This window comes from Alcaligenes sp. (assembly GCF_050255915.1).
Taxonomy (GTDB): domain Bacteria; phylum Pseudomonadota; class Gammaproteobacteria; order Burkholderiales; family Burkholderiaceae_B; genus Alcaligenes; species Alcaligenes aquatilis.
The window spans coordinates 167,940-193,414 of sequence record NZ_JBFWIQ010000006.1; the positions used below are offsets into that span (position 1 = coordinate 167,940).

Genomic DNA, 25,475 nt, shown 5'->3' on the forward strand with positions numbered 1-25,475 from the left:
CCTTTTTCAAAAAGCGTAGTAATGGCTTATTGTACTCTCCTAACTTCTTTTGGAAATTAGCTTATGTATAAAAGTAATTAACGGACAAGCTTTTTATGGTTTTGCGTTAGCCCGAGTTACGCAGGCCAGCTGCAATACCGTTGATCGTCAGGTGAATGACGTGCTGCTTGTTGACACCGCTGCGAGTCGGTTTGCTGGCTTTGTCACCTTGACGGCGATGGCGGCGCAGCAGCTCCACCTGCAAGTGGTTCAGCGGGTCAATGTAGGCAAAGCGTTCGGCCAGGGCATCTTGCAAGGCCTGATCGTGTGCCAGCAGCTCGTGGCCGGTAATTTCACGGAACAGTCGGTGTGTCAGCTCGAATTCGTTCCGGATTTGCGTGAAGATGCCTTCGCGTAGTTCCTCGTCTTCGACCAGGCCGGCGTATTTCAGGCCGATATCCAGATCGGTCTTGGCCAGTACCTGTTCCATATTGGACAGCAGGGTACGGAAGAAAGCCCAGTCACGCGCCATGGTTTGCAGTTGGGCCAAGCGTTTTTTGCGGTTCAGGCCGTCGTTGGGCAGCCCTGATTCCAGATAGCGGTTCAAGGCCGTGCCCATGCCGTACCAGCCTGGAATAGGCAGACGACATTGCGCCCAGGAAAAACTCCAGGGGATGGCACGCAGGTCTTCAATGCTTTGTGTCGCCTTGCGTGACGAGGGACGCGAGCCGATATTCAGGCCGGCAATTTCCTTGATAGGGGTGGACTGGAAGAAGTACTGGTCAAAGTTTGGCGTCCCGTAGACCAACTGGCGATAACTTTGGTGTGCCTGCTCGGACATCCAGGCCATGGCCTCACCGTAGGCTGCCAGGTGTTCGTCGTCATTGGGCGAGCCTTTGCGTGAACCCAGGCTGGCTTCCAGCGTGGCGGCGACAAATAGCTCCAGATGCCAGCGACCCACGTCCGCATCTTTGTAGCGGCCTTGAATCATCTCGCCTTGCTCGGTCAGACGAATCTGGCCGTTCACGGTGCCGGGAGGTTGCGCCAGAATGGCGTCGAAACTGGAACCACCGCCTCGGCCTACCGAGCCGCCACGGCCGTGGAACAGACGCAGACGTACTTTCCGGCGCGAGAACACCTGTGCAAACTCACGTTCAGCACGGTACAGCGTCCAGTTGGAGGTCAGATAGCCACCGTCCTTGTTACTGTCCGAGTAGCCCAGCATTACTTCCTGTACGCTGTTTTGGGCGTGACGCACACGCTGGCGGATTTCAGGCATGTCCAGCCATTCCTGCATGATTTGCGGGCCACGCTCCAAGTCAGGAATGGTCTCGAACAAGGGCACGACCATCAGACCTTGGTGTTCCGGCTCGTTGGAGTTGGGCACGATCAGGCCGGTTTCCTGTTGCAGCACCAGCACTTCCAGCAAGTCGCTAAGTGTTTCGGTGTGCGACACAATGGTTTGCTCCAGCGCGCGTGCACCAAAGCGGCGGCGGCAGTCGGCGGCTTTGCGCAGAATAGACAGCTCTTTCTCGGTTTCTTCCGAGTAGCGATACCAGGGTGATACCAGAGGGCGGTGGTGACGAAGCTCTGAGCGCAACAGGCTGATGCGGTCTTCTTCGGACAACTGGCGGTAATTGACGGGTTCGTCCTTGTACAGAGTGCCTGCTACGCGGAACAGCTCGTCCAGCACGCGCTCGTGTACGTCCGAGCTTTGGCGCAGATCCAAGGTAGCCAGATGGAAGCCAAAAACCTCCACGGCTTGAATCAATTCATTCAAGCGCAGGCCCGCAATGGCGCCACCTTTGTTCTCTGCCAGGGAATCGGCAATGATTTGCAGATCAGCCTTGAACTCTTGTGGGCTGGTGTAGGGCGGGGCGGTGTAAGTGGGGCGATCGGCCAGATCACGGCCCAGCAAGGTTTGCGCCGTGGCAGCCATACGGGCGTATAGATGAATAAAGCTGCGGCGATAAGGCTCGTCTACGCGGTGTGGCGACGGGTCCTGACTGCTGGCGGACAAGGCCGCCAGGTCTTTGCTGACGCGGTTCAATGCGTCCGATACGGAGATTTCCGTACCCAGCAAACGAATCTGCTCCAGATAGTGTTGCAGCGCGCGTGTCGATTGACGCAGCACGGCTTGCTCAACCGTTTCAGGGCCTACATTGGGGTTGCCGTCGCGGTCACCGCCAATCCAGCTGCCCATGCGCAAAAAGGCGGGCAAAGCGCGGGTTTTCTGATCCAGCAGGCTTTTCTTGCCGGGCTCCAGCAAGCGGTCCAGGTCGTGGTAGAGCTGGGGAATCGTAGGCAGAAAAGTGGACCCGTAATAGGCCAACGCATTGTCGATCTCGTCCATCACGGTCAGCTTGTGATCGCGCAGCATGCGGGTTTGCCACAGCAGGGACACCAGACCGGTCAGCTTTTCCTGGGTGCGGGCCGATTGTGTGGCGCTGGCCTTGTGATCCAGACCGTTTAGCTCATCGGCAATGGCCATATGCACGGCCAGCGTACTTTGGCGCTGGACCTCGGTAGGGTGGGCCGTCAGCACCGGCATCACACACGCTTCTTGCAAATAGCGGCGAATTTTCTTGGCGCTCAGGCCCTGATCCATCAAGGTCTGAATAGCGTGTTGCAGGCTGCCCAGCAATTGCTCGGGGTCCTGCTCTTCGCGGCGACGGTTCTGGTCGCGGTCCTCGGCAATATTGGACAGGTGCAAAAAGTAGGCAAAGGCACGGGCCACGGAGCGGGCCTGTGCATCGTTCAGCTTGGGAATGTCTTTTTCCAGAATCCGTGCTTGTTGCGGATCGTGTTCACGTCTGAAACTGACAGCAGCCCGGCGCAGGGCTTCAATCAGCGTGAAGGTCGCCTTTCCCTCGCTATCACGAATCACCTCTCCCAGGGCCTTGCCCAGAAAGCGGATGTCCTGTCTGAGCAGGTTGGAAAGGTCAGGCACGGCCTGCGGCATAAGATATCTCCTGTGAACTAAGGGGTTTTGCTGCAAAGGATTCGGGGTGCCAGATCGGTAGCCGCCCGACGGTAAGACGCCTGCCCGATCTTGACGCGCACAAAGCGCCTTGGGACGTTTATGATAGGTATCTTTACATAATTTTCCTGTTCAGAGAGTAGTCATGCCCCAATATCGCTCCCGTACCTCGACCCACGGTCGTAATATGGCCGGCGCGCGTGCCCTGTGGCGCGCCACCGGTATGAAAGACGAGGATTTCTCCAAACCGATCATTGCGGTGGTGAACTCCTTTACGCAATTCGTACCGGGTCACGTACACCTGAAAGACATGGGCCAACTGGTTGCCCGTCAAATTGAAGCGGTCGGCGGTGTGGCGAAAGAGTTCAACACCATTGCGGTGGACGACGGTATTGCGATGGGCCACGGCGGCATGCTGTACTCCCTGCCTTCGCGCGAACTGATCGCCGACTCGGTGGAATACATGGTCAATGCCCACTGTGCGGATGCCATGGTGTGTATCTCCAACTGCGACAAAATCACCCCCGGTATGTTGATGGCCGCCATGCGCCTGAACATTCCTGTGGTGTTTGTGTCGGGTGGGCCGATGGAAGCGGGCAAGGTCTATTCGCCAGACGGCAAAACCGTGGTGCAGAAGCTGGATCTGGTGGATGCCATGATTCAAGCCGCTGACCCTAACGTGACCGATGAGCAGGCTGAAGCGGTTGAGCGTAGCGCTTGCCCTACCTGTGGTTCCTGTTCGGGCATGTTTACTGCCAACTCCATGAATTGCCTGACCGAGGCGCTGGGCCTGTCCCTGCCCGGCAACGGCACTATTGTTGCCACCCACGCGCGTCGCCAAGGCTTGTTCGAGCGTGCTGGCAGCCTGATCGTGGATCTGGCCAAACGCTACTACGAGCAAGACGACGACTCCGTTCTGCCACGTAATATCGCCACCTTCCAGGCTTTTGAAAACGCCATGACCCTGGATGTGGCCATGGGCGGTTCCACCAACACCGTGCTGCACTTGCTGGCGGCAGCCCAGGAAGCCGGTGTGGAATTTACGATGGCCGATATTGACAAGATTTCGCGCCGCGTGCCTTGCCTGTGCAAAGTGGCCCCCGCTACCCCCGAATTCCACATGGAAGATGTGCACCGCGCGGGCGGCATCATGGCGATTTTGGCCGAGCTGGGCCGTGCCAACTTGTTGAACCTGGATGTAGGCAACGTACACAGTGGCACCTTGCGTGAAGCGATCAAGCGTTGGGACATCAAGGGTGACAACGTTAAAGCGATTAGCGACTTCTATCGCGCGGCCCCCGGCGGTATTCCTACTCAAGTGGCGTTCAGCCAAGACCGTTACTATCAGGATCTGGATAGCGACCGTGCTAAAGGCTGTATCCGCGACAAGGCGAATGCTTACTCACAAGACGGTGGTTTGGCTGTGCTGTACGGCAACTTGGCCATCAACGGTTGTATCGTTAAAACCGCTGGCGTGGACGAAAGCATTCTGACCTTCACCGGCACCGCTCGCGTTTACGAAAGCCAGGACGATTCTGTCGCCGCCATTCTGGACGGCGTGGTCAAGGCGGGCGATGTGGTCATCATTCGTTACGAAGGCCCCAAAGGTGGCCCGGGTATGCAAGAGATGCTGTACCCCACCTCCTACCTGAAATCCATGGGCCTGGGCAAAAGCTCGGCCTTGTTTACTGATGGTCGCTTCTCCGGCGGCTCGTCTGGTTTGGTGATCGGTCACGCTTCGCCCGAAGCGGCTGAAGGTGGCAACATCGCCTTGGTACAAGATGGCGACACCATCGAGATCGACATCCCCAACCGTCGTATCCACTTGGCGATCAGCGATGAAGAATTGGCGGCGCGCCGTGCGGAAATGCAATCGCGTGGTTCCAAGGCCTGGAAGCCCGTGAACCGCGAGCGCGTTGTGTCCCAAGCCCTGAAAGCCTATGCCGCTTTGGCGACGTCGGCTGACCGTGGTGCCGTGCGCGACGTGTCACAGTTGGATCGCTAAGCACTAGCCCAGTTCGTCAAAACCCCATCTGCCTTTGGCAGGTGGGGTTTTTTTATGTCCGGAACAAACGTATCGGGTAAATACGAATATTCCATCCCTATCGTCCTGATAGAATCCGTTTTATCCAAAATGGGATCCCGTTTTGTTAATTTGGTTTTTTAAGGAGGAAGTGATGAGTGAAATAGATCCAATTACCTTGGCTCCGATTCTTAATCCGGGAGGGATAGGTGGCCCTTTGACAGCGGCTCACCGGGAAATGACGGTCAAACATCGGGACGATCTGGACTGGGACAATCTGCGCTACGAAGGGCAGTTCACCAAGATGATGTTTCACCCCACCAAGGACGACCCTACCGTTCCCAACGCCGGGGTGGTGAAGTACTTGAAGGGGTCTGGCCACCCTTTGCACAGCCATTACTTTGCCCAGATCTGGTACATCCTGGCCGGCAAGTTCGAGATCAATGGTGTGGTGTATGGCGAAGGCACGATGGTGTTTCACCCCGATCCGCACTTTGAGCATGCACTGACCACTTTGGAAGATGGCGAGATTCTGTACGTGCAGTACATGGGGCCAACGACCCGCCAACCGGCTATTTATGAAGGCCGCTTCAATATGAAAACCCGCCGTTCCCTAGAGGAAGAATCCAGAGCGGTGTAAGCGGTGCCGCTTGGATAGCGAGCCACAGGAAAGCTGCTCATGCCGGAATGCGTGGGCAGCATCAACAAGCAAAAAAAGCCCGATCAGGGCTGGCTTGGAAAACGAATAGAACTGAACAGAAATTCAATACCACAGGATGCAGGGGGACTAATAATGAAACGGATGACACAAGTGGGGATCGCGGTTCTGGTGATGCTGGGTGCGCTGAGCGCATGTGGCAAAGGTGGATCGGGCGACACGGCACACAATGACAGCCAGGGCCCACGAACGCTACAGCTTGCCCACGTTTCGGTAGAACAGAGCGAAGATATGTACCACTACTTGGCAACGAACTTTGCCAAGCGGGTGGAGGAGCAAACCAAGGGTGGAATCAAGGTGCAAGTGCTGGGCGGTGCCCAGTTGGGCGGCGAGCGCGATGTGGCCGAGGGTATGCAGTTGGGTACGGTGGATATGAGCCTGCTGGCCAGTTTCACACTAGGCTCCTTCGAGAAAAAAGCGATGGTGATAGACCTGCCTTATCTGTTCAAGGACTACCAGACTGCATTCAAAACCCTGGATTCCAGCTTCACGGATCCGATTGAGGCTGATCTGGAAAAATCGGGCTTGAAAATTCTGGGCTGGGGCCATGGCGGTTTCCGTAATCTGTACAACTCCAAGCAGGCCATCCGTAGCTTGTCGGATTTAAGCGGGATGAAAGTGCGTACGCCGGAAAGCCCCATTTATGTGGATACCTGGCGGGCCTTGGGTGTCAATGTCACCCCGATGGCGTATCCGGAGCTATTTACCGGTCTGCAACAAAAGACGGTTGATGGTGCAGAGAACCCAACGGCGCTTTTTCATACCAGTCGCTTTTATGAAGCGGCTCCCTATTTGTCCAGAACAGAGCACGTCTATAACGCAATTCCTCTTGTGATTTCCGGACGGGTCTGGGATACCTTGTCTGCCGATGAAAAAGCGATCTTTCAACAGGCGGCCACGCAAGCGGTGCAGGAGCAGCGCCAGTTCCTGATCCAGAGCGAAGCGCAGGTTGAGAAAAAACTGCTGGATGCGGGTGTGTCGATCAATGCGGATGTGGATAGGGCACAGTTTCGCAAAGCGGTTGCACCTATTTATGAAAAGTACAGAACGGTGATTGATCCCGATCTGGTTGCCCGTGCGCTGGCACTGTCTCAATAATCCTCGGCGGACATCCATCATGAAACACTCTTTGCTCGATTGGGCCGATAGAGTCAGTACCTGCCTGGATACGCTATGCAGAATTTTTGGAGCGGTGTTTTTGGGGCTGATTGTGCTGGCGGCTTCTGTGCAGGTAGCCGGGCGTTATTTTATGGGGTACTCGCCACCGTGGATTGAGGAAATCACACGACACAGCTTTATCTGGATGATTATGCTGGGTACTGCGGTGCTGGTTAAAAGCAATGGCCATGCGGTGATTGACCTGCTGGTCATGCGCCTGAAGGGCAAAGCCCGCCGCGTTCACAAGGGCATGGTGCAGATCGCCATGCTGGCGTGTGCGCTGGTCTTGCTGGTGCAGGGCGTGCAACTGATTGCTATCGTTTATCAGCAACTCAGTCCTGCCCTGCGCATCTCCATGGCCTATGTGTATGCAGCTTTGCCGGTGGGCGGTGCCATCATCGCCGTGCAGTGTGTGAATGCCTTGCTGGACGGGTATCGGGACCGGCCTGCTTGCCAGTTGGAGGGCGTGTAAATGCAAGAAGCTCTCCTGCTCTTTAGCCTGATGTTCACGCTGTTCATCGCCGGTATTCCTATCGCTTTTGCTCTGCTGTTATGCAGCGTACTGTTCCTGCTCTTGACCGGCATGAGGCCGTTGATTGTTGTGCCGCAGCGCGTGATGGCGGGGCTGGATTCCTTTCCCCTGCTGGCGGTACCCCTGTTCATCCTGATGGGAAACTTGATGGAGAAAGCGGGCCTGTCCAAGCGTTTGATTGATTTGGTCGACATGCTGGTCGGGCGGGTGCATGGCGCATTGGGTTACGTGACGGTGATTGCGTGTGCCATGTTTGGTGCCTTGACCGGCTCGGCGCCGGCTACCGTGGCGGCGATTGGTGCCATCATGATGCCCGCGATGATCGCGCAGAGATATCCGGCTTCCTTGGCTGCCGGGATAACAGCCTCGTCCGGTGCCTTGGGCAATATCATTCCACCCAGCATCGCCTTGATTCTGTATGGCGCAACCGTCAATGTTTCTATACCCAAGCTGTTTGTAGCCAATATTCTGCCGGGTTTGTTGATGGCCCTGGCTTTCATGCTGACTCATGCACTGTTGACCAGAAAACTGAAGGTGCCCAAAACTGCCGCACGCGCCTATACCCCACAAGAAATGGTGCTGGTTGCATTAAGGGCGATTCCGTCCTTGATGATGCCCGTAGTGATTTTGGGTGGTATTTATGGCGGTGTATTCACGCCAACCGAGGCCGCCGCCGTAGGTGTGGTGTTCAGTTTGGTGCTGGGGGTGTGTTATCGGCAGTTCACCCTCAGCACCTTGTGGCAGGCCATGAAAAGCTCAGTGGATACCGCCTCCATGGTCGGGATTATCCTGGGCGTAGCCGGTATTTTTGGCTGGATTCTGGCCTCGGCACGTATTCCCATGTTGATGGTGACGGAACTGACCCCGTTGCTGGATACGCAGTTTGTGTATCTGGCCTTGCTGGTGGTGTTCTTGCTGCTGGTCGGTTGTGTGATGGATGTGGCAGCCAGTATTGTTATTCTGGCCCCGATTCTGGTTCCTATCGGTATTGCATTGGGGGTGGATCCTATCCATTTGGGCGTGGTGTTCTGCGTCAATTTGGTGGTGGGTTTCTTTACACCGCCTTTTGGTTTGAATCTGTTCACAACGGTTTCTGTATCTGGTCAGCCTTACGAAGTTGTGGTGCGAGGTGTCATGCCCTTTGTGATCACGGCCATCATTGTTCTGCTCATTTTGGCGTATGTGCCTGATATCTCTTTGGTGCTGGTTCGTTTAATGGAGGCTTCAGCATGATGTCTGGCTCGCAAACGTCCGAATCTATCGACAAGCCGGAGAGCCGCATGGGTATGGCATTGTCAAGTCCTAGGGATCTGATCTACGCCAGCGTTGACGAACTGTACCGCCTGTACCAAAGCAAGCAGGTGTCTCCAGTGGACGTGGCACGGGCAACGCTGGATGCGGTCGACCGCTGGAATCCCCTTGTTAATGCCTACTGTTATCTGGACCGAGCCTTGACCTTGCATGAAGCGGCCCAGTCCGAAGCGCGCTGGATGGCCGGTACTGCACGAGGTCCTTTGGATGGCATACCCTACGGCGTTAAGGATTTGCTGTTGGTGCGTGGACTTCCTACAGGCTATGGCTCAAGCGCAGCACGGATCACCGATGCCGCCCAGGATGATGCGCCAGCGGTGGCACGGATGCGTGAGGCCGGTGCCGTCCTGGTCGGAAAAACGACGACCTCGGAGTTTGGTTGGAAGGGGACGGCAGACAGCCCTTTAACAGGAGTCACGCGCAATATTTGGGATTTCAGTTTAACCAGCGGGGGGAGCAGCGGCGGTGCAGCCACGGCATTGGCGGCGGGTATGGGGACGTTGCAGATCGGCACTGACGGGGGGGGCTCCACCCGGATCCCCGCCAGCTTTTGCGGTGTTACCGGCATGAAAGCCACGTTTGGAGGCGTACCTGCCTGGCCTGCCGGACCGCTACTGACTCTATCCAATGTCGGCCCTATGGCCCGATCTGTGGCGGACCTGAAACGCTTGCTGGATGTCATGATGCAAGCCGATCCACGCGACTGGAATTCGGTGCCCTTGCCGCGTCATGTGCGGCCTTCTGCCGATACATTGCAGGGCCTGCGTATTGGCCTGCATCTGGATCAACAATGCAGCCCCGAGGTCAGGGCCATCATCCAGGCGGCGGCGGACAAGTTGCAAGAACAGGGGGCGCATATTGTTTTGACCGAGCTACCCCTGACCGGTGCGAAAGAGCTGATTACCGCACATTGGGAAGCCGGCACCGCCTGGCTGGTGAATCAGGTCGCTGCTGAGCAGCGCCCTTTGGTGGATAAAGGTTTGCGCCAGGTTGCCAGCAAGGGCGAGACGAACAGCTTGTCGGACTATTACCAGGCTTTGATAGGCAGACAGAAACTGGGGGAGGCCATGCTTAGGCATTTTGCGCAGTTTGATCTGGTTTTGACGCCTACCGTGCCGATATTGCCTTTTGAAGCGGGCCGTGACGCTCCGGCCAACGCCGCTTCGCAAAATTGGCTGGATTGGAATCCCTATACCTATCCCTTTAATTTGACGCGGCAGCCCGCCATTTCCTTGCCGGCTGGAGTCAGCGCCTCTGGCTTGCCCGTGGGGCTGCAGATGGTGGCGGGGCTGTATCAGGATGAATGGTTGGTAGACCTTGCCCAACGGGTCGAGGATTGCCTGCAAGTGCGCAGGCTGCGGTTTTAGCAATCGGGTGGTTTTGTCTGGGAAATTGCCAAGCACCTTGATTGTGCGGTGTCACCTCTCCTTGCGGGTGACACCGTTTTTTTTAGCGCTCTGGCAGCCAGTCCAGTACCAGATTCATGGTCTTGGCAACGTGCTCGGTCATCGCTTCTCGGGCGGCGGTGCCATTGCGATCGGCCAGCGCAGCGATAATAGCCTCGTGCTCCAGAATATTTTCTTCCATCAGGCGCGGCGGCATTTTGGAGGCGAAACTCAAGGCACTGGAGACGCTATCGTTTTGGAGCTCCTGAATCAGCTCGTGCAGGCGCTCGTTGTGACTGGTGATCGTAATCAGGTCATGAAAAGAGCGGTTGTGCTGCAACCATTCCGATCCTTCTTCACTGCGTACACGTGTTCGCAAGGTGCGGGCGTAGTCGGATTGATGCTGCATCAAGACCTCCAGGTCCGAGTCCTTGATCCAGTCCACTGCCAGTTGCGCCGCCAAACCTTCCAGCTCGGCTCGAATCTGAAACGCTTCGCGGATTGATTTGGCAGAAGGGATAGCCACAATCGTGCGCCCGGTCTTGGTCAGTGACGTGACACGGCGCGCCTCCAGAAAGCGCAAGGCTTCCCGAACAGGGGTGCGGCTGGTCTGAAACTCCTCGGCAAGCTCGTATTGACTCAGGGAGTCGCCGGGCCGGTAGTGGCCGGACTGAATACGTCTAAGGATTTCGTCTGCGATTTCGGTTGAGGATCTCATCGGCAGGTAACAGGGCTTGTCTCAGTAAGGGCGAATTCGTTTTTCTTGATCGACGATTATATACAGAATCCATTTTTTATAAATAAGGATCCCATATCCCACAACTGTGCCCGTCCCTTACAATCGGATTATTGTTCACTTTGTGTAGAGAGCCTGCGCCATGACTGATGATCAACGCGCTTTGCAAGCCAGTATCCGTGTGGAATTGGACGTAAAGGATCATTTTGATGTTCAGCAAGAAATCGAACATCGCGTCCGCTTTTTAAGTGATTATCTGTTGCGTACTGGTTGCCGCAGCCTGGTTTTGGGCATTAGCGGTGGCGTGGACTCACTGACAACCGGGTGTCTTGCGCAGCGAGCCGTCGAGCAGGCGCGTGCGCAAGGTCATTCGGCGCAATTTATCGCGGTGCGTTTGCCTTATGGTGAACAGGCTGATGAGAAAGACGCCCAAGATGGCCTGAAGGTCATCAATCCCGACCAGATTCTGGTCGTTAACGTCAAGCCCGCCTCTGATGCCATGATGGATCAACTGCTGGCCGGCGGCCTGACGTTCCGCGACGCGGCGCAACAGGATTTCCTGATGGGTAATATCAAAGCCCGTCAGCGTATGGTGGCGCAGTATGCGATTGCAGGGGCGAATGGGGGCTTGGTGGTTGGCACCGACCACGCTGCTGAAGCCTTGATGGGTTTTTTCACCAAGTTCGGTGATGGCGCGGCTGATATTACCCCCTTGGCGGGCTTGAATAAACGACGCGTGCGCGCCCTGGCGACTGCAATGGGCGCATCCGACGCCCTGGTGTTCAAAGTTCCCACCGCTGATCTGGAAAGCCTGACTCCTTTGAAGCCTGACGAAGACGCTTTTGGTGTCAGCTACGATCAGATTGATGATTTCCTGGAGGGCAAGGTCATTGCGGATGAAGCTGCGCAGATCATCATCAAGACTTTCCGTGCTTCGGCCCATAAACGTGCGTTACCGGTGGCGCCCTGACCATGAGTGCCAAACCTGCCGAGAGCAATGTCAAAACGGCGTTGCGCGTCATTGAGATCATCGAGCTGTTTGCACGCGAGACGCGGCCATTGGCACTTTCGGAAATGGCTCGCTTGCTGGATGCGCCTGTGTCCAGTTGCCTGGCTTTGCTGCGTACCTTGTCTCGGCAGGGCTATATCTACGAGACGGGACGTCGGCAAGGTTATTACCCGACGGGCCGTTTGCTGGCGATGGCTCAGCGCATTTCTCAAGCAGACCCGATACTGGAAAAAGTCCGCCCCAGCCTGGAAGAATTGCGCGACACCACGCAGGAAACCGTGGTGTTCGGCAAGCTGGATTTGGATAAGAAAGTGGTCTATGTGGAGGTAATTTCTTCCCCGCACCCCATTCGCTATGTGGCGGTGGCGGGCACCCAGCGCCACGTGCATGCCAACTCCATTGGTAAAGCCTTGATGTCCCAGATGACACCGCAAGAGCGTTCCCTGCTTTTGGGTGATGGGCCTTTGGAAGCCTTTACCAGCAAGACCTTGACCAGCCTGGACAGTTTGAATGCTGACCTGGAGACTGCCGCGCAGCGCGGCTGGTACGGCAATATGGGTGAGTCCATGTCCGATGTGGGCGGTATTGCCTGGCCGATACGGATCTCGGGCGGGGTGTATGCCATTTCGATTGCAGGTCCTGTTTATCGTATTGAGCAGAACCTGCAAAATTACGCGGAGCGTCTGCGTGTAGCCTGCCGTTTTATTGAAGAGGCCTAGCAGGCTGCTCAATAGGATTTGGGTAGTCCCAGCACTTTTTCCGCGATATAGCACATGATTAACTGCGGGCTGACGGGAGCCAGTCGCGGAATAAAGCTTTCACGCAGATAGCGTTCTACATGGTATTCCTTGGCATACCCCATGCCTCCCAGGGTTTGAATCGCGGTCTGACAAGACTGGAAACCGGCTTCGGCGGCCAGGTATTTGGCGGCGTTGGCGTACTCCCCGCAAGGCTTGCCCGCATCATACAAAGCCGCCGCCTTCAAAGTGACCAGATCGGCGGCTTCCAGTTGCATCCAGGCTTGAGCCAGCGGGTGTTGTATGCCTTGGTTCTGTCCGATTGGCCGCCCAAACACGTGCCGTTCTTTGGCATAGAGGGTGGCTTTTTCCAGAGCGGCTCTACCCAAGCCAATGGCCTCGGAGGCGATCAGAATCCGCTCAGGGTTGAGCCCGTGCAACAAATAGCCAAAGCCTTTGCCTTCCTCGCCGATGCGATCCTCGACAGGGATGTGTAGTCCGTCAATAAACAGCATGTTGGAGTCCACCGCGTTGCGCCCCATCTTGTCGATATGACGCACTTCAATAGTGCTGCGATCCAGATCTGTATAGAACAGCGATAGGCCATCTGTTGGTTTTTTGACTTCTGATAGCGGGGTCGTGCGGGCCAGTAGCAGGATTTTGTTGGCCACTTGTGCCGTGGAAATCCAGATTTTGCGCCCATGAACCTGATAGTGATCACCCTGCAAAACGGCACGGGTTTCCAGCTTGCTGGTATCTAGTCCGGAGTTGGGTTCGGTGACGCCAAAGCAGGCTTTGTCCTTGCCTTGAATTAAGGGCGGCAGAAAGCGAGCACGCTGCTCGTCGTTGCCAAACACCACGACCGGATTCAGACCAAAAATATTCATATGCACGGCAGAGGCCCCTGAAAACCCGGCGCCTGTGCGCGAGATGGTGTGCATCATCAAGGCCGCTTCCATCATGCCCAGGCCCGCTCCGCCGTAGTGCTCTGGCATGGCAATGCCCAACCACCCCCCGTCTGCCAGGGCTTGATGAAAGTCATGGGGGTAGACGCCGTCCTGGTCACGGGCCAGCCAGTACTCGTCATCAAACTGCTGGCAAACGGCTTCAATAGCCTGGACCAAGGCGCGTTGATCTTCGCTTAATTCGATATTCATACGATCTGTTCTCGGGGTGAGGGGGGGACGCTGGCCAGCATGGCTTGTATGTCTTGTTCGCTGTAGCCCAGCTCTGCCAGAACCTGGGCCGTGTGTTCGCCCAGACTGGGTGCATGGTGTCGAATGCTGAGCGGGGTGCGCGAATACTTGCCCAAGGGAGAGGGGGTGCAGATAGGCCCCTCGGTCGGGTGATCCATATGCTGTAGATGTTTGACCGCTTGTAGATGCTCATCATCGATCAGTTGTTCGATGGAGTACAAGGGGGCGGCCGGGATGTCGACCTGGTGCAAGGCGTGGAGCCAATATGCCGTGTCCTTTTGCTTGATCTGCGAGGCCACAAAATCATAGACCTCGCCAATATGCATGGCACGGGCCGAGTGCGAGCTGAAACGTGGGTCCTGTTGCAGTTCGGGTTGGCCGATCAGGGAAAAAAAGTTGGTCCAATGCTTGTCGTTATAGATCAACAGCACCAGAAAGCCGTCACTGGTTTGATAGGGCTTGCGCTCTTTGGCCAGCAGACGGGCATAGCCGGTGGAACCTAGTGCTGGTTTAAAAGAATGGCCGCCCAAGTGGTCACCCAATACAAAATGCGCCATTGCCTCGAACATGGGGATTTCAATGGCCTGGCCTTGGCCACTTTGGCGAGCCTCAATGACACCAGCCAGCACCGCTACGGCCACATGCAGACCCACGGTGCGGTCGCATAATGTCAAAGGTGTGTAGCGGGGGACATCACCGGATTGCTGCTGATAGAGATGGCCTAGTCCCGTCATGCCCTGGATCAAGTCATCGTAGGCGGGGCGCCCCGCGTAGGGGCCATCTTCTCCGAAGCCGTAGGCGCCGACATACACAATGGCTGGGTTGGCAGCGGCGACGCGCTCGTAATCCAGGCCCAGACGTGCCATGGCGGCCGGGCGTAGATTGTAGAGCAGCACATCCGATTCCTGGATCAGTTGCAGGCAGGCTTGTTGACCGGCTGGGGTTTTCAAATCCAGCACCACAGATCGTTTATTGCGGTTCAGGTGCAGAAACAAGGCCCCCATCGCCGCGTTGCGCATCGGGCCGACGGCCCGCATGGTGTCCCCGCTAGGGGACTCCACCTTGATCACGTCGGCCCCCAGATCCGCCAGGATCTGGGTGGCAAAGGGCCCCATCACCACCGAGCTGAGATCCAGAATGCGGATACCGCTTAATGGCCCTACATTGTCCTTCTTGTGTTCTGTCATAGCAGGTGCCTGGGCAACTATTGAGGGCCAAGTTTGGCGTCGGTAATTAATTTGCCCCACAGCGTGTATTGCTCTTGAACAAATTGTGCAAACTCTTCTGGTGGGCCGCTGAAGGCATCGAACCCCAATTGAGCCAGTCGTTGGCGTACGGCGTCGTCCTGAATGACCTCATTAATGCTGCGGTTGAGCAATCGAACTCGTTCCGGGTCCATGCCTGCCGGACCGAAAAAACCATTCCAGGAGGTGATATCAAAGTCCGACAAACCAACCTCCTCCATCGCAGGCAGATCAGGCAGCAAGGCGCTGCGCTTGGCCGTGGAGACGGCCAGGGCCTTGAGGCGGCCGCTATTGATAAAAGGCAGCCCGGAAGTGACATCGGTAAACATGAAATCCACCTGTCCGGCCACCAGATCGGTTAATGCTTGAGGTGTACCTTTATAGGGAACGTGCAAGGCCTTCATGCCTGTCTGGAAATCCAGTGTGCCACCGGCCACGATACCGGTGCTGTTGCCCGAGGCGTAGGTAATTTGGCCGGGGTTGTCCTTGGCGTATTGCAGCATTTGTTCGACCGTGCTGTAAGGCCGATCAGGATTGGTGACCAGAATAAATGGCAGGTTGCCGCCACGAGCAATCGGGGTGAAGTCCTTTACCGGGTCGTAGGGGACGTTCTTCATTAACCATGGTGCGGCTGAATGCGAGGTATTGGTGGTCACAAACAAGGTGTAGCCATCGGGGGCGGCACGTTTGACGTAGTTGGCCGCAATGGTGGCATTGGCACCGGGGCGGTTTTCCACAATGATGGTTTGCCCGACCCGTTTGCCAATCTCTTCTGCAAAAATTCGGCCTACGGCATCGGTGCCGGAACCGGCCGGAAAAGGCACGATCAGCGTAATGGGGCGATCAGGGTATTGAGCCAAGGCATTGCCGGTTAGCAGCAGCATGGCCGCACTGCCGGCCAGAATAGTCTTGAGGCGTGCGGGCAGGGATAGCAAACGGTTTTTTTTCTTGAAAGTCATGGGTGTCTCCTGGTGGTGGATGGGCTTGGTACGGTGAGCCAAGCTGGCAAACGCGCCTGGGTCAGCGAATGACCCGGTCGGGATGCTCTTCGTAAGGGGGGGAGTAAATCACCAGCAGTCGGGCAGGCTCGTCACTGGTAACGGTAAAGACATGCTTTTTGTCGGGGGGCAAGTAACAGCATTCGCCTGCATTCATTTGGCCGCGCTCGCCATCAACCTCCACATCGGCTGTACCGCTGAGCAGATAGCAGACCTGTTCAATACCAGGGTGCGCATGGGGTAGGGCGCCCTGATCTTTTTCAATGACACCCAACAGCACTTCTACATGCTTGGCACCTACATTGGCCTGGCTGATCAAACGGCGATTAACCGTGCCCGTGTGGTTGGCCGGCGAGTAGGGCAGCACATCGTCCGGGCTAACAATCCAAGATGGTTTTTCCATATTTTAATTTCCTGTGTGAGAAAAATATTTTACGTATGTGAAAATTAAAAAAAACTGGGGTTTACCTGTGGGTGTGGTTCAGGTGCTTTTGGATGGGGCAATAAACTTGACCGATGCCTTGGCAGACAGCCGCCACGTTGATAAGCGGGGGTGTTGCCGCTTTTGTCACAAACCGAGCTTGCCCAATGCCCTTTACAGGGCGCGACCTTGGGTCAGGCGCTGACAGGGCTGAGTGCATCGCTGATGACGGAGCACGCTAGCGGTATCCGCCAGCAGAAGGGCGTAAGATATAAACGCCCTGACATGCCGAGTTCTGTTGAAATGGCAAGTAACAGGGCGCCGAACCAGAACCCGTGTTCTGGATGGCCACGGTCTAGTGCCCTTCCCCGTTTTGTAGAGTGCTGATTTTCTGGGCTCAACAACTTGCCCGGTTTGCGCTTAGAAACGGGTATTCCTTGGGCGATGATCATGCTATTGTCAAAAAACTTTCGGGCACCGACCCATGCCCACCCAATAGACACGAGGGTCTCCATCGTTTATGCAACCCGTCTTACCCGCATTTTTAATTGCCCGCTGGCTATTACTGCTTTTGCTGGCCGCAGGCGTTTACTTCTTGAAGGGATTTCTGGTCCCTGTTCTGGCTGCGCTGATCATAGGACTGGCCGGCTGGCCCCTTTATAAACGACTGGTCGTACGCTGCAATGGCCGCCATGCCCTGGCGGCCACACTGGCACTGCTTGTCGTGATCGTGGTGCTGGTGGTGCCTTTATCACTCGCCCTGTCCTTCGCCATTCAGGAAGCCAGCAGCTTCATCACCTGGGCGCTAGCCGCCAACCGATACGGCACACCCACCCCGGAGTGGATTAAGGCCATGCCCTTAGTGGGCGAACGCCTGACAGACTATTGGCAGCTTTATCTGGGTGAGCCCCACGCGCTGGGTGAACTGGTCGAGATGGTCAGCGGCCAGCATCTGGGCAATATCTACCGCATGGTCCTGTCCGCGACCGGCAACGTATTCCACCTGCTGCTGACTGTGCTGTTCATGCTGATCACGCTGTTCTTCATCTTCAAAGACGGCGACAGACTGCTGGTGCAATTGGACATTGTGGGCGAGCGAATCTTGCCAGGCCGCTGGCAGCGATTCTCCCGTGTCGTGCCAGCTACGGTTAACTCCACCGTCACCGGGATGGGCCTGATCGCCTTGGGCGAGGGCGTTGTTCTGGGGATTGCTTATTGGATTGCAGGTGTTCCATCGCCCGTCCTGTTGGGGGTGATTACCGGCTTCATGGCGCTGATCCCAGGGGGTGCCCCTCTGTCATTCACCATGGTGTCTTTGTATTTGATAGGTTCTGGTCACCTGGTTGCAGGCGTCAGCCTATTCCTGTGGGGCGCGATCGAGCTGTTCATCGTTGATAAAACCCTTCGACCACGACTGGTCGGCGGCCCGGTAAAACTGCCATTCCTTCCAACCTTCTTTGGCTTGGTGGGCGGTGTGCAAACAATGGGCATCGTAGGCTTGTTCATCGGCCCGGTCCTGATGGCCTTGCTGGTCGCCATCTGGCGCGAGTGGATTCGTAATGGACAGGCGGTAGCAGGGGACTAGCCCCTGTATACAGAGCAAGAAATAGAACAGGCCAGGGCAATGTACCTGGCCTGTTTTTTATTTGAGGTTCTGGCTGGAGTAGGGGCAGCAATGAGCGTGCTTTCTGCCCACTTAGAACGGCCTGTTATTGCTTAAGCAGTTGTGACAAAGCAGGCGGAAAACGCGATTTCAGGCAGGTTTTAGACGGCAATCTGTGCGGGCGCCGGCTAAATTTAAAAAAATTGCAGCAGCACTTGCCAAAACCCCCAGGAATCTGCGTATAATAACAATCTTTCCTTCCAAGCCTGGATTCCCAGGTTGCCATACCTAGCCCGGGTGGTGAAATTGGTAGACGCAGGGGACTCAAAATCCCCCGCCGCAAGGCGTGCCGGTTCGATTCCGGCCCCGGGCACCACTCAAAAATCCCTAGTGTTCACAAGCACTTAGCGCGATTCAAGTCTTAGCCCCAGTACTGGGGGATTTTCCTCAAAGTTTGCTTAGGTACAGCCTTGGTGCACCCGTGCGTCTTTACGTACAGTCGTGCCTGTATCTAAGTTTGACGCTAAGACAAGAACATCACACAATCATTGCGCAGCTCGCGGTAGACGCTTGCACGCTGATATGCCGTGAACGGCGTATTCAGGCCGTTGATCTATCCCTCGGAATTTCTAGCATGACCCAACGTATTACCCTCCAGCAACTTGAATCCTTTCTCTGGGACGCCGCCGATATTTTGCGCGGCAACATGGATGCATCTGAATTCAAGGACTATATCTTCGGGATGATGTTTTTGAAACGACTGTCTGATGCGTTCGATGAAGCTCGGGACAGCGTAATTCAGTACTACCTGGATAAAGGTAAAACGAAGGCGGAGGCTCATGAGCTGGCCGATGATGAGGATGAGTACGACAGGGCTTTCTACATCCCTCCTGTGGCCCGTTGGGACGCGCTAAAAGAGCTGAAGCATGATATTGGTGCGGAACTTAATAAAGCCACGGAAGCGATCGAAGAATACAACACCACCCTGGAAGGCGTGTTGGTCTCTATTGATTTCAATATCAAGAACAAGTTGTCCGATAAAAAGCTGCGCGACTTGCTTAGCCATTTCAGTCGCTACCGGCTGCGCAATGCAGACTTCGAGCGCACTGACTTGCTAGGCACGGCTTACGAATATCTTATTAAGATGTTCGCCGACAGTGCTGGCAAAAAGGGCGGTGAGTTTTATACCCCATCCGAAGTGGTACAGCTTCTGGTGTCTCTACTTAAACCTACCGCCGGGATGCGTGTTTATGACCCCACCTGCGGGTCGGGCGGCATGCTGATCCAGACGCGTAACTACCTGGCCAGTCACGGTGAGAACCCCGCGAACCTGTCCTTGTTCGGCCAAGAAATGAACCTGAATACCTGGGCCATCTGCAAGATGAACATGTTCTTGCACGGGGTCTATAGCGCCGATATTCGTAAGGGCGATACGCTGCGCGAACCGCAACACACTCATCAGGGTGAGTTGATGACGTTTGATCGGGTCATCGCCAACCCGCCATTCAGCTTGAAAATGTGGGGTAAAGAGGAAGCCGACAACGATGCCTTTGGCCGCTTCCCCTACGGTACTCCGCCCAAAGATGCTGGTGACCTGGCCTTTGTACAGCACATGATCGCCAGCTTGAATGCGGATGGCGTGATGGGTGTGGTCATGCCACACGGTGTTTTGTTTCGTGGCTCCAGCGAGAAAGAAATTCGTAAAGGCATCTTGGGCAGTGACTTGCTCGAAGCCGTCATTGGACTGCCTGCGGGTTTGTTTTATGGCACAGGCATTCCGGCTTGCTTATTGATTATCAACAAGAACAAACCGGTATCGCGCCAAGGCAAGGTGCTTTTTATTAACGGCGAGTTGGAATACGAAGAAGGCAAAAACCAGAACAAGCTGCGTGATATCGATATCGACAAGATTGTCAGTACGTTTGAGGGCTATACCCGGATCAAACGGTACTCGGAAATCGTTTCTTTGGAAGAGATCGCTCAGAACGACTACAACTTGAATATTCGTCGGTATGCGGATACATCACCCCCTCCCGAGATTTTTGATGTGCGGGCTATCTTGCATGGCGGCATTCCTGTGCGTGAGGTCGAAAGCGAATACATCCGTGAGGAAATTCTGGAGAATTTTGATGTGTCGGCTGTATTTGTAAAGCGCGACGATGCGTATTACGAGTTCAAACCGCAGATCGAGACGAAAGAGCAGATTCGGGAAGCGGTGGGGGATGTTGATAGCAAGGTGATCACTCAATTAGAGCGCTGGTGGGATAAATATCGCGTGTCGCTGAATGAGCTAGATGTGCAGGTGGCTGAGGCAGAGAAGGTGATGCGTGGGTATTTGAAGGAGTTGGGGTATGAGTGAGGAGAGTCCTAAGGGTTGGGCAAGCGTCGATATAAATTTGAGCTGTGATATATATGACTCACAGCGTATACCCTTAAATTCACAAGAAAGGATGAGCCGAAAAGGTCAGTATCCTTACTACGGTGCTAATGGTGTTCAAGGGTACATTGACAGCTTCATATTTGATGGTGAGTATCTTTTGCTAGCAGAGGATGGAGGCTATTTCGATGAATGGGAGAGTCGACCAATTTCTTACTTAGTTTCTGGTAGGTTTTGGGTTAATAATCATGCCCATATTCTGAAAGCAAAACCTAATTACAGCACAAGGTTTTTACACTACAGCCTTGTTCACAAAAATATTCTAAAGTTTATTAATGGTGGAACGCGGGCCAAGCTAAATCAATCAGATATGAGAGAGATAAGGTTTTTAGCCCCCCCCCTCCCCGAACAACAAAAAATCGCCACCATCCTGTCATCTGTTGATAACGTGATCGAAAAAACGCGTGCCCAAATCGACAAGCTCAAAGAGCTGAAAACCGGCATGATGCAGGACTTGCTGACACAAGGGATTGGGCATACAGAATTCAAGGATTCTCAGGTAGGAAGAATTCCAGCGAGTTGGTCATGTTGCCTTCTTCAGGATGTTGCGGTAATACAGACAGGCATAGCTAAGAATGGAAAAATCACAGGAAATTTGATTGAGGTTCCTTACCTAAGGGTAGCAAACGTTCAGGATGGATACTTGGACCTAAGGGAGATAAAAACAATTTCTCTCGAGGTATCTAGGCTTAACCGCTTCTTGCTCCGTCATGAAGATGTACTTGTCAATGAAGGGGGAGATATCGACAAACTAGGACGAGGGTTTATTTGGCACAATCAAATTTCGCCCTGCGTACATCAAAATCATGTATTCGTGGTTAGAACAGAAAAATCCAAACTTCTACCTATTTTTTTTAATTACCTGTCAGGTAGTGAATACGGGAAAAAGTATTACTTGGGATGTGCGAAGCAGACGACGAACCTGGCAAGCTTGAACTCTACCCAATTAAAAGCTTTTCCTGTCTTGCTTCCCCCCATCCATGAACAACGGAGGGTCTGTGAGGTGTTGCAATCTTTTGATAAACGGTTGCAAAACTCCATTAACTATCTAGAGACTCTCCAAATTTTGAAAAAATCCCTAATGCAAGACCTCCTAACCGGCAAAGTCCGCGTCAAGGTAGATTCCCCAGAAACTGTAGCCGCCTAAGGCGTTGCCGCCCTTTGCCATGTTCCAAGACGAAATCCAGAAAGTTGAACAGCCCGCCATTGAACTGCTGCAGCGTCTAGGTTGGACGTATGTTCCTGGCACGCTGCTCACGCCTGATGCGCCGACCCAATACGGCCAAAAAGCTGAGCGGGCCTATTACCGCGATGTCGTACTAGCCAATCGCTTGGAGCGGGCAATCCAACGCCTAAACCCATGGGTTAGCGAGGAGAATCTACGTAAGGTGCTGCGTGACATCACGCATCCGATCCATGCCGGGCTGATGGAGTACAACCAAGCGTTTTGGCAAATGCTGGTTAATTATGTGTCTGTCGAGCAAGACCTTGGGAAAGGGCGCAAGGGCCAGACAGTCAAGATTATTGATTTCGACACCCCGGACAATAACGATTTTCTTTGTACCACTCAGTTCAAAATCGAAGGCCCGAACCAGAAGATCATTCCCGATATTGTTTGCTTCGTGAACGGCTTGCCCTTGGCCGTGATCGAGTGCAAATCGCCTTACATTGCAGATGCAGTGGCGCAGGGCATAGATCAGTTGCACCGTTATGCCAATTTGCGTGAGCCATCAGCCGAAGAGGGCGCGCAGAAACTGTTCTGGTACAACCAGTTGATGGTGTCTACCTGCCGCGATCAAGCCAAGGTAGGAACGATTAGTTCAGGCATGTCGCATTACGCCGATTGGAAGGATGCTTATCCGCTGACTGTCGGCCAGGTTCGTGATCTCTTGGAGGCGCCAATCGCCGACGACACATTATCTACCCAGTTTAGCGATATGTCGGCAGCTCCTTATCTCATCACTGCGACACGCCCTGCAGAGCGTGCCCACAGTGCACCTGCCGCGATTACCGCACAAGAGTGCCTGCTAGCGGGTATGTTTTACCGCTCGCACTTTCTGGACATTATTCAAAACTTTGTGATCTACGAGCCGATTGATGGTCGTCTGATCAAGAAAGTGGCTCGCTATCAACAGTATCGAGCGGTTAACAAGGTTATTGACCGTCTGAAGAATGGAGCCACCCGTAAAGAAAAGTCGGGCGTGGTGTGGCATACCCAAGGGTCAGGTAAAAGCCTGACGATGGTTATGCTGGCGGTGAAGATGCGGCGCGATCCGGTCTTGAAGCAATACAAGCTGGTGTTTGTGACTGACCGCACTCAACTAGACAGCCAACTGTCCACGACTTTTCGTAATGCGCAAAACGAGACAGTTCATAACGCGGATTCAGTGGCTGATCTACGCTGCTTGCTGCAAAAGGATGCGTCCGACATTGTGACGGCCATGGTGCAGAAGTTTCAGGAAGCTGAACAAGAAGGCGACTTTAGCAAGCTGAACATCAGCGACAAGATTATTGTGCTGGCAGACGAAGCACATCGGACGCAGTTTGGTGGCTTAGCCATGACTATTAATGCCGCTCTGCCCAACGCGCCCAAGATTGGTTTTACGGGTACACCATTGCTGAAGACCCAGAAAATGGATCAGGCTTTTGGCGGTTATATCGATCAGTACAAGATCAATGAAGCTGTTGAGGATGGTGCTACGGTGCGCATCATCTATGAAGGGCGTCAGGTGAAAACCGATGTTGTGGGTGATTCGCTGGACGTTTTGTTTGAAGAATATTTTCAAGACTACAGCGAGGAATACAAGCGAGCGATCAAGAAGAAATATGGTGTTGAGCGTGCTGTGCGTGAAGCACCAGCACGGATTCGTTGGGTTTGCATCGACCTTTTAAAGCATTACCGAGAACATATCCTGCCTAACGGCTTTAAAGGCATGATCGTTGTCGGCAGTCGCCATGCTGCGACTGTCTTTAAAAAGACTCTGGATGAGTTGGGTGCACCGCCAAGTGAAGTGATTATTTCGGGTAGTCATAACGACCCGGCCTATCTGGCGCAGTACACCGATAGCACGCGTCAGAAGTCCATTATCAAGGACTTCACCAAGCCGTTGGATGAAGACCCGACCGCTTTGCTCATTGTGAAGGACATGCTGCTGACGGGTTTTGATGCGCCGATCGCTCAAGTGATGTATATCGACCGTAGCCTGAAAGATCACACCTTGATGCAGGCCATCGCACGCGTCAATCGTACCTATAAAGGAAAACAAGCCGGTTTCATCGTGGATTACTACGGGCTATCGGATCATTTGACGCAGGCATTGGATCTGTTTAGCAGCGACGATGTGGAAGGTAGTTATGTGACCTTGCGCGACGAGATTCCTAAGTTGGAGGCCGCTCATACTCGAGTGGCAGCCATCTTTAAAACGGTACAGGGTCACGATGTTGATGACTATGTTTTGCACCTCAAAGATGAGGAAATTCGTCAACAGTTTGATATGGCCTTTAAGAAGTTTGCAAAACAGATGGACGTTGTTTTGCCTGATGCAGCCGCTAAACCTTTTTTAGCGGACCTTCGACTATGGGGCAAAGTGCAGCATGCCGCTCGTAACAGGTATTACGACCCGGGTCTAAATCTGCATGATGCGGGAGCTAAGGTACGCAAGCTGGTGGATGAACATATCATCAGTACCGGCGTTGACCCGAAGATCCCGCCTATAGATTTGATGGATGCAAACTTCAAGGAAAGTATCGACGAAACCAAGTCGCTGGAGTCACGGGCATCAGAAATCGAAAGTGCCATCAAGCACCATATCACCGTGAATCTGGATGAAGACCCCGAATACTATAAGTCGCTGAGCCTGCGCTTACGGGACATTATTGAGCAAACAAATGGTAAGTGGGAGCAGCAGTTGGAGTTGCTGCTGCATATGGTTGGCACCATGAAGACCGACCACCAGCAGGCGGCTGAGGCTCTGGGTTTAAACCCAACTGAGTATGCGTTCTACAACATTTTGATGGCGGAAGTAACGCAACTTTTGGGTGAGGATACGGTTAGCGAGACAGTGAATGACGAAATCAAGCTGAAAAGCCAGGCACTGGTGGGTGTTTTTGAGGAAGCGACCCGTATTGTGGATTTTTTTCGGAAACCGGATGAGATCAAGCGCATGAAAAAAGAAATTAAACGTGCGCTTATGGATTGTTCGTTTAACGATAGAGCCTTGGTAAGTGTGCTTCAAGATCGGTTTATGGAACTTGCAAAAACCAAGTTTGCGTCATGATCGATACTAATAACAACGCAGAAGGTGAGTTTCGTGACGGTGACGGGTTTATAGCTGAAGTCATTCGTACAGATCGGAAGAAAACGGCTGATTTGCGTGTCGAGGACGGTGCTGTTTCCATTGTGGTTCCCCGCGATGTTAGCGTCGATAAAATCGATCAGATTTTGGCGAAAAAACGGCCCTGGATTAAAGAGAAGTTGGCGCTATATCAAGAGATAGCACCTGCTAATGGCAAAGCATTTGTCTCTGGGGAGGCCTTTCCTTACCTGGGGCGCAATTACCGTTTGAAGGTGGAGCACGGCAACTTTGCTCCTGTGCGCCTGATACAAGGCAGGCTGCTTGTCCGTGCTCCACAAGGTAGTGAGCAGCCGCATATGGTACGAAATGCTTTGGTGCGTTGGTACAAGCGGCAAGCAGCACAAAAGCTGTCAGAAAAAGTAGCGCGTTTTGCGCCTATCGTAGGCGTCCTCCCTAATGGTGTAGGCGTTAAAACCTTTCGGTCCCGTTGGGGAAGTTGTACCGCCCACGGCAAGCTAGAGTTCAACTGGCAGATCACTATGGCCCCGAACAGGATGGTGGATTACGTGGTGATTCACGAGCTTTGTCATCTTATTCGCCATGATCATTCGCCTGTATTTTGGAAGGAAGTGGCGCGGGTGATGCCCGATTATCTAGAGTGTCGCTTGTGGCTGAGGGAAAACGGGGAAAGGCTACGGGTTTGACCTAAAAAT

19 protein-coding genes and 1 tRNA gene are annotated in these 25,475 nt (G+C 54.2%); 14 read left to right on the plus strand and 6 right to left on the minus strand.

Annotated features, from left to right (window positions below):
* Positions 1 to 106: 106 nt before the first annotated feature.
* Entirely contained in the window at positions 107 to 2,941 is a 2,835-nt protein-coding gene (gene ppc, locus AB7E06_RS09670) for a phosphoenolpyruvate carboxylase (RefSeq protein WP_094195483.1), read from the minus strand.
* 163 nt (positions 2,942 to 3,104) lie between these two features.
* On the opposite strand from ppc, the gene ilvD reads away from it, so the two are divergent.
* The 6 genes from ilvD to AB7E06_RS09700 all read left to right on the plus strand — a co-directional run bounded on the left by ilvD (position 3,105) and on the right by AB7E06_RS09700 (position 10,068).
* Complete coding sequence (gene ilvD / locus AB7E06_RS09675; protein WP_094195484.1) at positions 3,105 to 4,964, plus strand: dihydroxy-acid dehydratase; 1,860 nt, start codon at positions 3,105 to 3,107, stop codon at positions 4,962 to 4,964.
* A 172-nt stretch (positions 4,965 to 5,136) separates the two neighbouring features.
* On the plus strand, positions 5,137 to 5,622 hold the full coding sequence (locus AB7E06_RS09680) for a cupin domain-containing protein (RefSeq protein ID WP_094195485.1): 486 nt from the start codon (positions 5,137 to 5,139) through the stop codon (positions 5,620 to 5,622).
* Between the two features lie 153 nt (positions 5,623 to 5,775).
* On the plus strand, positions 5,776 to 6,798 hold the full coding sequence (locus tag AB7E06_RS09685) for a TRAP transporter substrate-binding protein (RefSeq protein WP_427956596.1): 1,023 nt from the start codon (positions 5,776 to 5,778) through the stop codon (positions 6,796 to 6,798).
* A 19-nt stretch (positions 6,799 to 6,817) separates the two neighbouring features.
* Complete coding sequence (locus AB7E06_RS09690) at positions 6,818 to 7,330, plus strand: TRAP transporter small permease (protein WP_249461004.1); 513 nt, start codon at positions 6,818 to 6,820, stop codon at positions 7,328 to 7,330.
* Complete coding sequence (locus AB7E06_RS09695; RefSeq protein WP_094195488.1) at positions 7,331 to 8,623, plus strand: TRAP transporter large permease; 1,293 nt, start codon at positions 7,331 to 7,333, stop codon at positions 8,621 to 8,623.
* Positions 8,620 to 10,068 (plus strand): amidase, encoded by a 1,449-nt coding sequence (locus AB7E06_RS09700; RefSeq protein WP_427956600.1) that lies wholly within the window; start codon positions 8,620 to 8,622, stop codon positions 10,066 to 10,068. Before AB7E06_RS09695 ends, AB7E06_RS09700 begins: the two co-directional genes overlap by 4 nt.
* Positions 10,069 to 10,150: 82 nt before the next feature.
* Here the strand turns inward: AB7E06_RS09700 and AB7E06_RS09705 are convergent, their stop codons facing one another.
* Positions 10,151 to 10,804 carry a GntR family transcriptional regulator gene (locus AB7E06_RS09705; protein WP_086059780.1) on the minus strand — a complete coding sequence of 218 codons (654 nt, stop codon included), beginning with the start codon at positions 10,802 to 10,804 and terminating at the stop codon, positions 10,151 to 10,153.
* Between the two features lie 160 nt (positions 10,805 to 10,964).
* Between AB7E06_RS09705 and nadE the strand changes: the two genes are divergently transcribed.
* Together nadE and AB7E06_RS09715 are read left to right on the plus strand one after the other, a co-directional pair.
* Complete coding sequence (gene nadE / locus AB7E06_RS09710) at positions 10,965 to 11,792, plus strand: ammonia-dependent NAD(+) synthetase (protein WP_094195489.1); 828 nt, start codon at positions 10,965 to 10,967, stop codon at positions 11,790 to 11,792.
* Positions 11,793 to 11,794: 2 nt separating this feature from the next.
* A complete protein-coding gene (locus AB7E06_RS09715) occupies positions 11,795 to 12,550 on the plus strand; it encodes an IclR family transcriptional regulator (RefSeq protein ID WP_427956605.1) in 756 nt (251 codons plus the stop codon).
* 8 nt (positions 12,551 to 12,558) lie between these two features.
* On the opposite strand, the gene AB7E06_RS09720 is transcribed toward AB7E06_RS09715, so the two are convergent.
* The 4 genes from AB7E06_RS09720 to AB7E06_RS09735 all read right to left on the minus strand — a co-directional run bounded on the left by AB7E06_RS09720 (position 12,559) and on the right by AB7E06_RS09735 (position 16,409).
* Positions 12,559 to 13,725, minus strand: a complete 1,167-nt coding sequence (locus AB7E06_RS09720) for an acyl-CoA dehydrogenase family protein (protein ID WP_427956608.1) — start codon at positions 13,723 to 13,725, stop codon at positions 12,559 to 12,561.
* Complete coding sequence (locus AB7E06_RS09725) at positions 13,722 to 14,951, minus strand: CaiB/BaiF CoA transferase family protein (protein ID WP_427956611.1); 1,230 nt, start codon at positions 14,949 to 14,951, stop codon at positions 13,722 to 13,724. Before AB7E06_RS09725 ends, AB7E06_RS09720 begins: the two co-directional genes overlap by 4 nt.
* 17 nt (positions 14,952 to 14,968) lie before the next feature.
* Positions 14,969 to 15,967, minus strand: a complete 999-nt coding sequence (locus AB7E06_RS09730; protein WP_427956614.1) for a Bug family tripartite tricarboxylate transporter substrate binding protein — start codon at positions 15,965 to 15,967, stop codon at positions 14,969 to 14,971.
* Between the two features lie 61 nt (positions 15,968 to 16,028).
* Positions 16,029 to 16,409 (minus strand): cupin domain-containing protein, encoded by a 381-nt coding sequence (locus AB7E06_RS09735; RefSeq protein WP_427956617.1) that lies wholly within the window; start codon positions 16,407 to 16,409, stop codon positions 16,029 to 16,031.
* 538 nt (positions 16,410 to 16,947) lie between these two features.
* Here AB7E06_RS09735 and AB7E06_RS09740 point away from each other — a divergent pair.
* From AB7E06_RS09740 to AB7E06_RS09765, 6 genes are all read left to right on the plus strand, one after another.
* Complete coding sequence (locus AB7E06_RS09740; RefSeq protein WP_094195494.1) at positions 16,948 to 18,012, plus strand: AI-2E family transporter; 1,065 nt, start codon at positions 16,948 to 16,950, stop codon at positions 18,010 to 18,012.
* Between the two features lie 309 nt (positions 18,013 to 18,321).
* Positions 18,322 to 18,406, plus strand: a tRNA-Leu gene (locus AB7E06_RS09745).
* A gap of 258 nt (positions 18,407 to 18,664) precedes the next feature.
* On the plus strand, positions 18,665 to 20,389 hold the full coding sequence (locus AB7E06_RS09750) for a type I restriction-modification system subunit M (protein ID WP_427956620.1): 1,725 nt from the start codon (positions 18,665 to 18,667) through the stop codon (positions 20,387 to 20,389).
* On the plus strand, positions 20,382 to 21,614 hold the full coding sequence (locus AB7E06_RS09755) for a restriction endonuclease subunit S (protein WP_427956623.1): 1,233 nt from the start codon (positions 20,382 to 20,384) through the stop codon (positions 21,612 to 21,614). Before AB7E06_RS09750 ends, AB7E06_RS09755 begins: the two co-directional genes overlap by 8 nt.
* 19 nt (positions 21,615 to 21,633) lie before the next feature.
* On the plus strand, positions 21,634 to 24,744 hold the full coding sequence (locus AB7E06_RS09760; protein ID WP_427956626.1) for a type I restriction endonuclease subunit R: 3,111 nt from the start codon (positions 21,634 to 21,636) through the stop codon (positions 24,742 to 24,744).
* Complete coding sequence (locus AB7E06_RS09765) at positions 24,741 to 25,466, plus strand: M48 family metallopeptidase (RefSeq protein ID WP_376913343.1); 726 nt, start codon at positions 24,741 to 24,743, stop codon at positions 25,464 to 25,466. The genes AB7E06_RS09760 and AB7E06_RS09765 overlap by 4 nt, the downstream gene beginning before the upstream one ends.
* Positions 25,467 to 25,475: the final 9 nt, after the last annotated feature.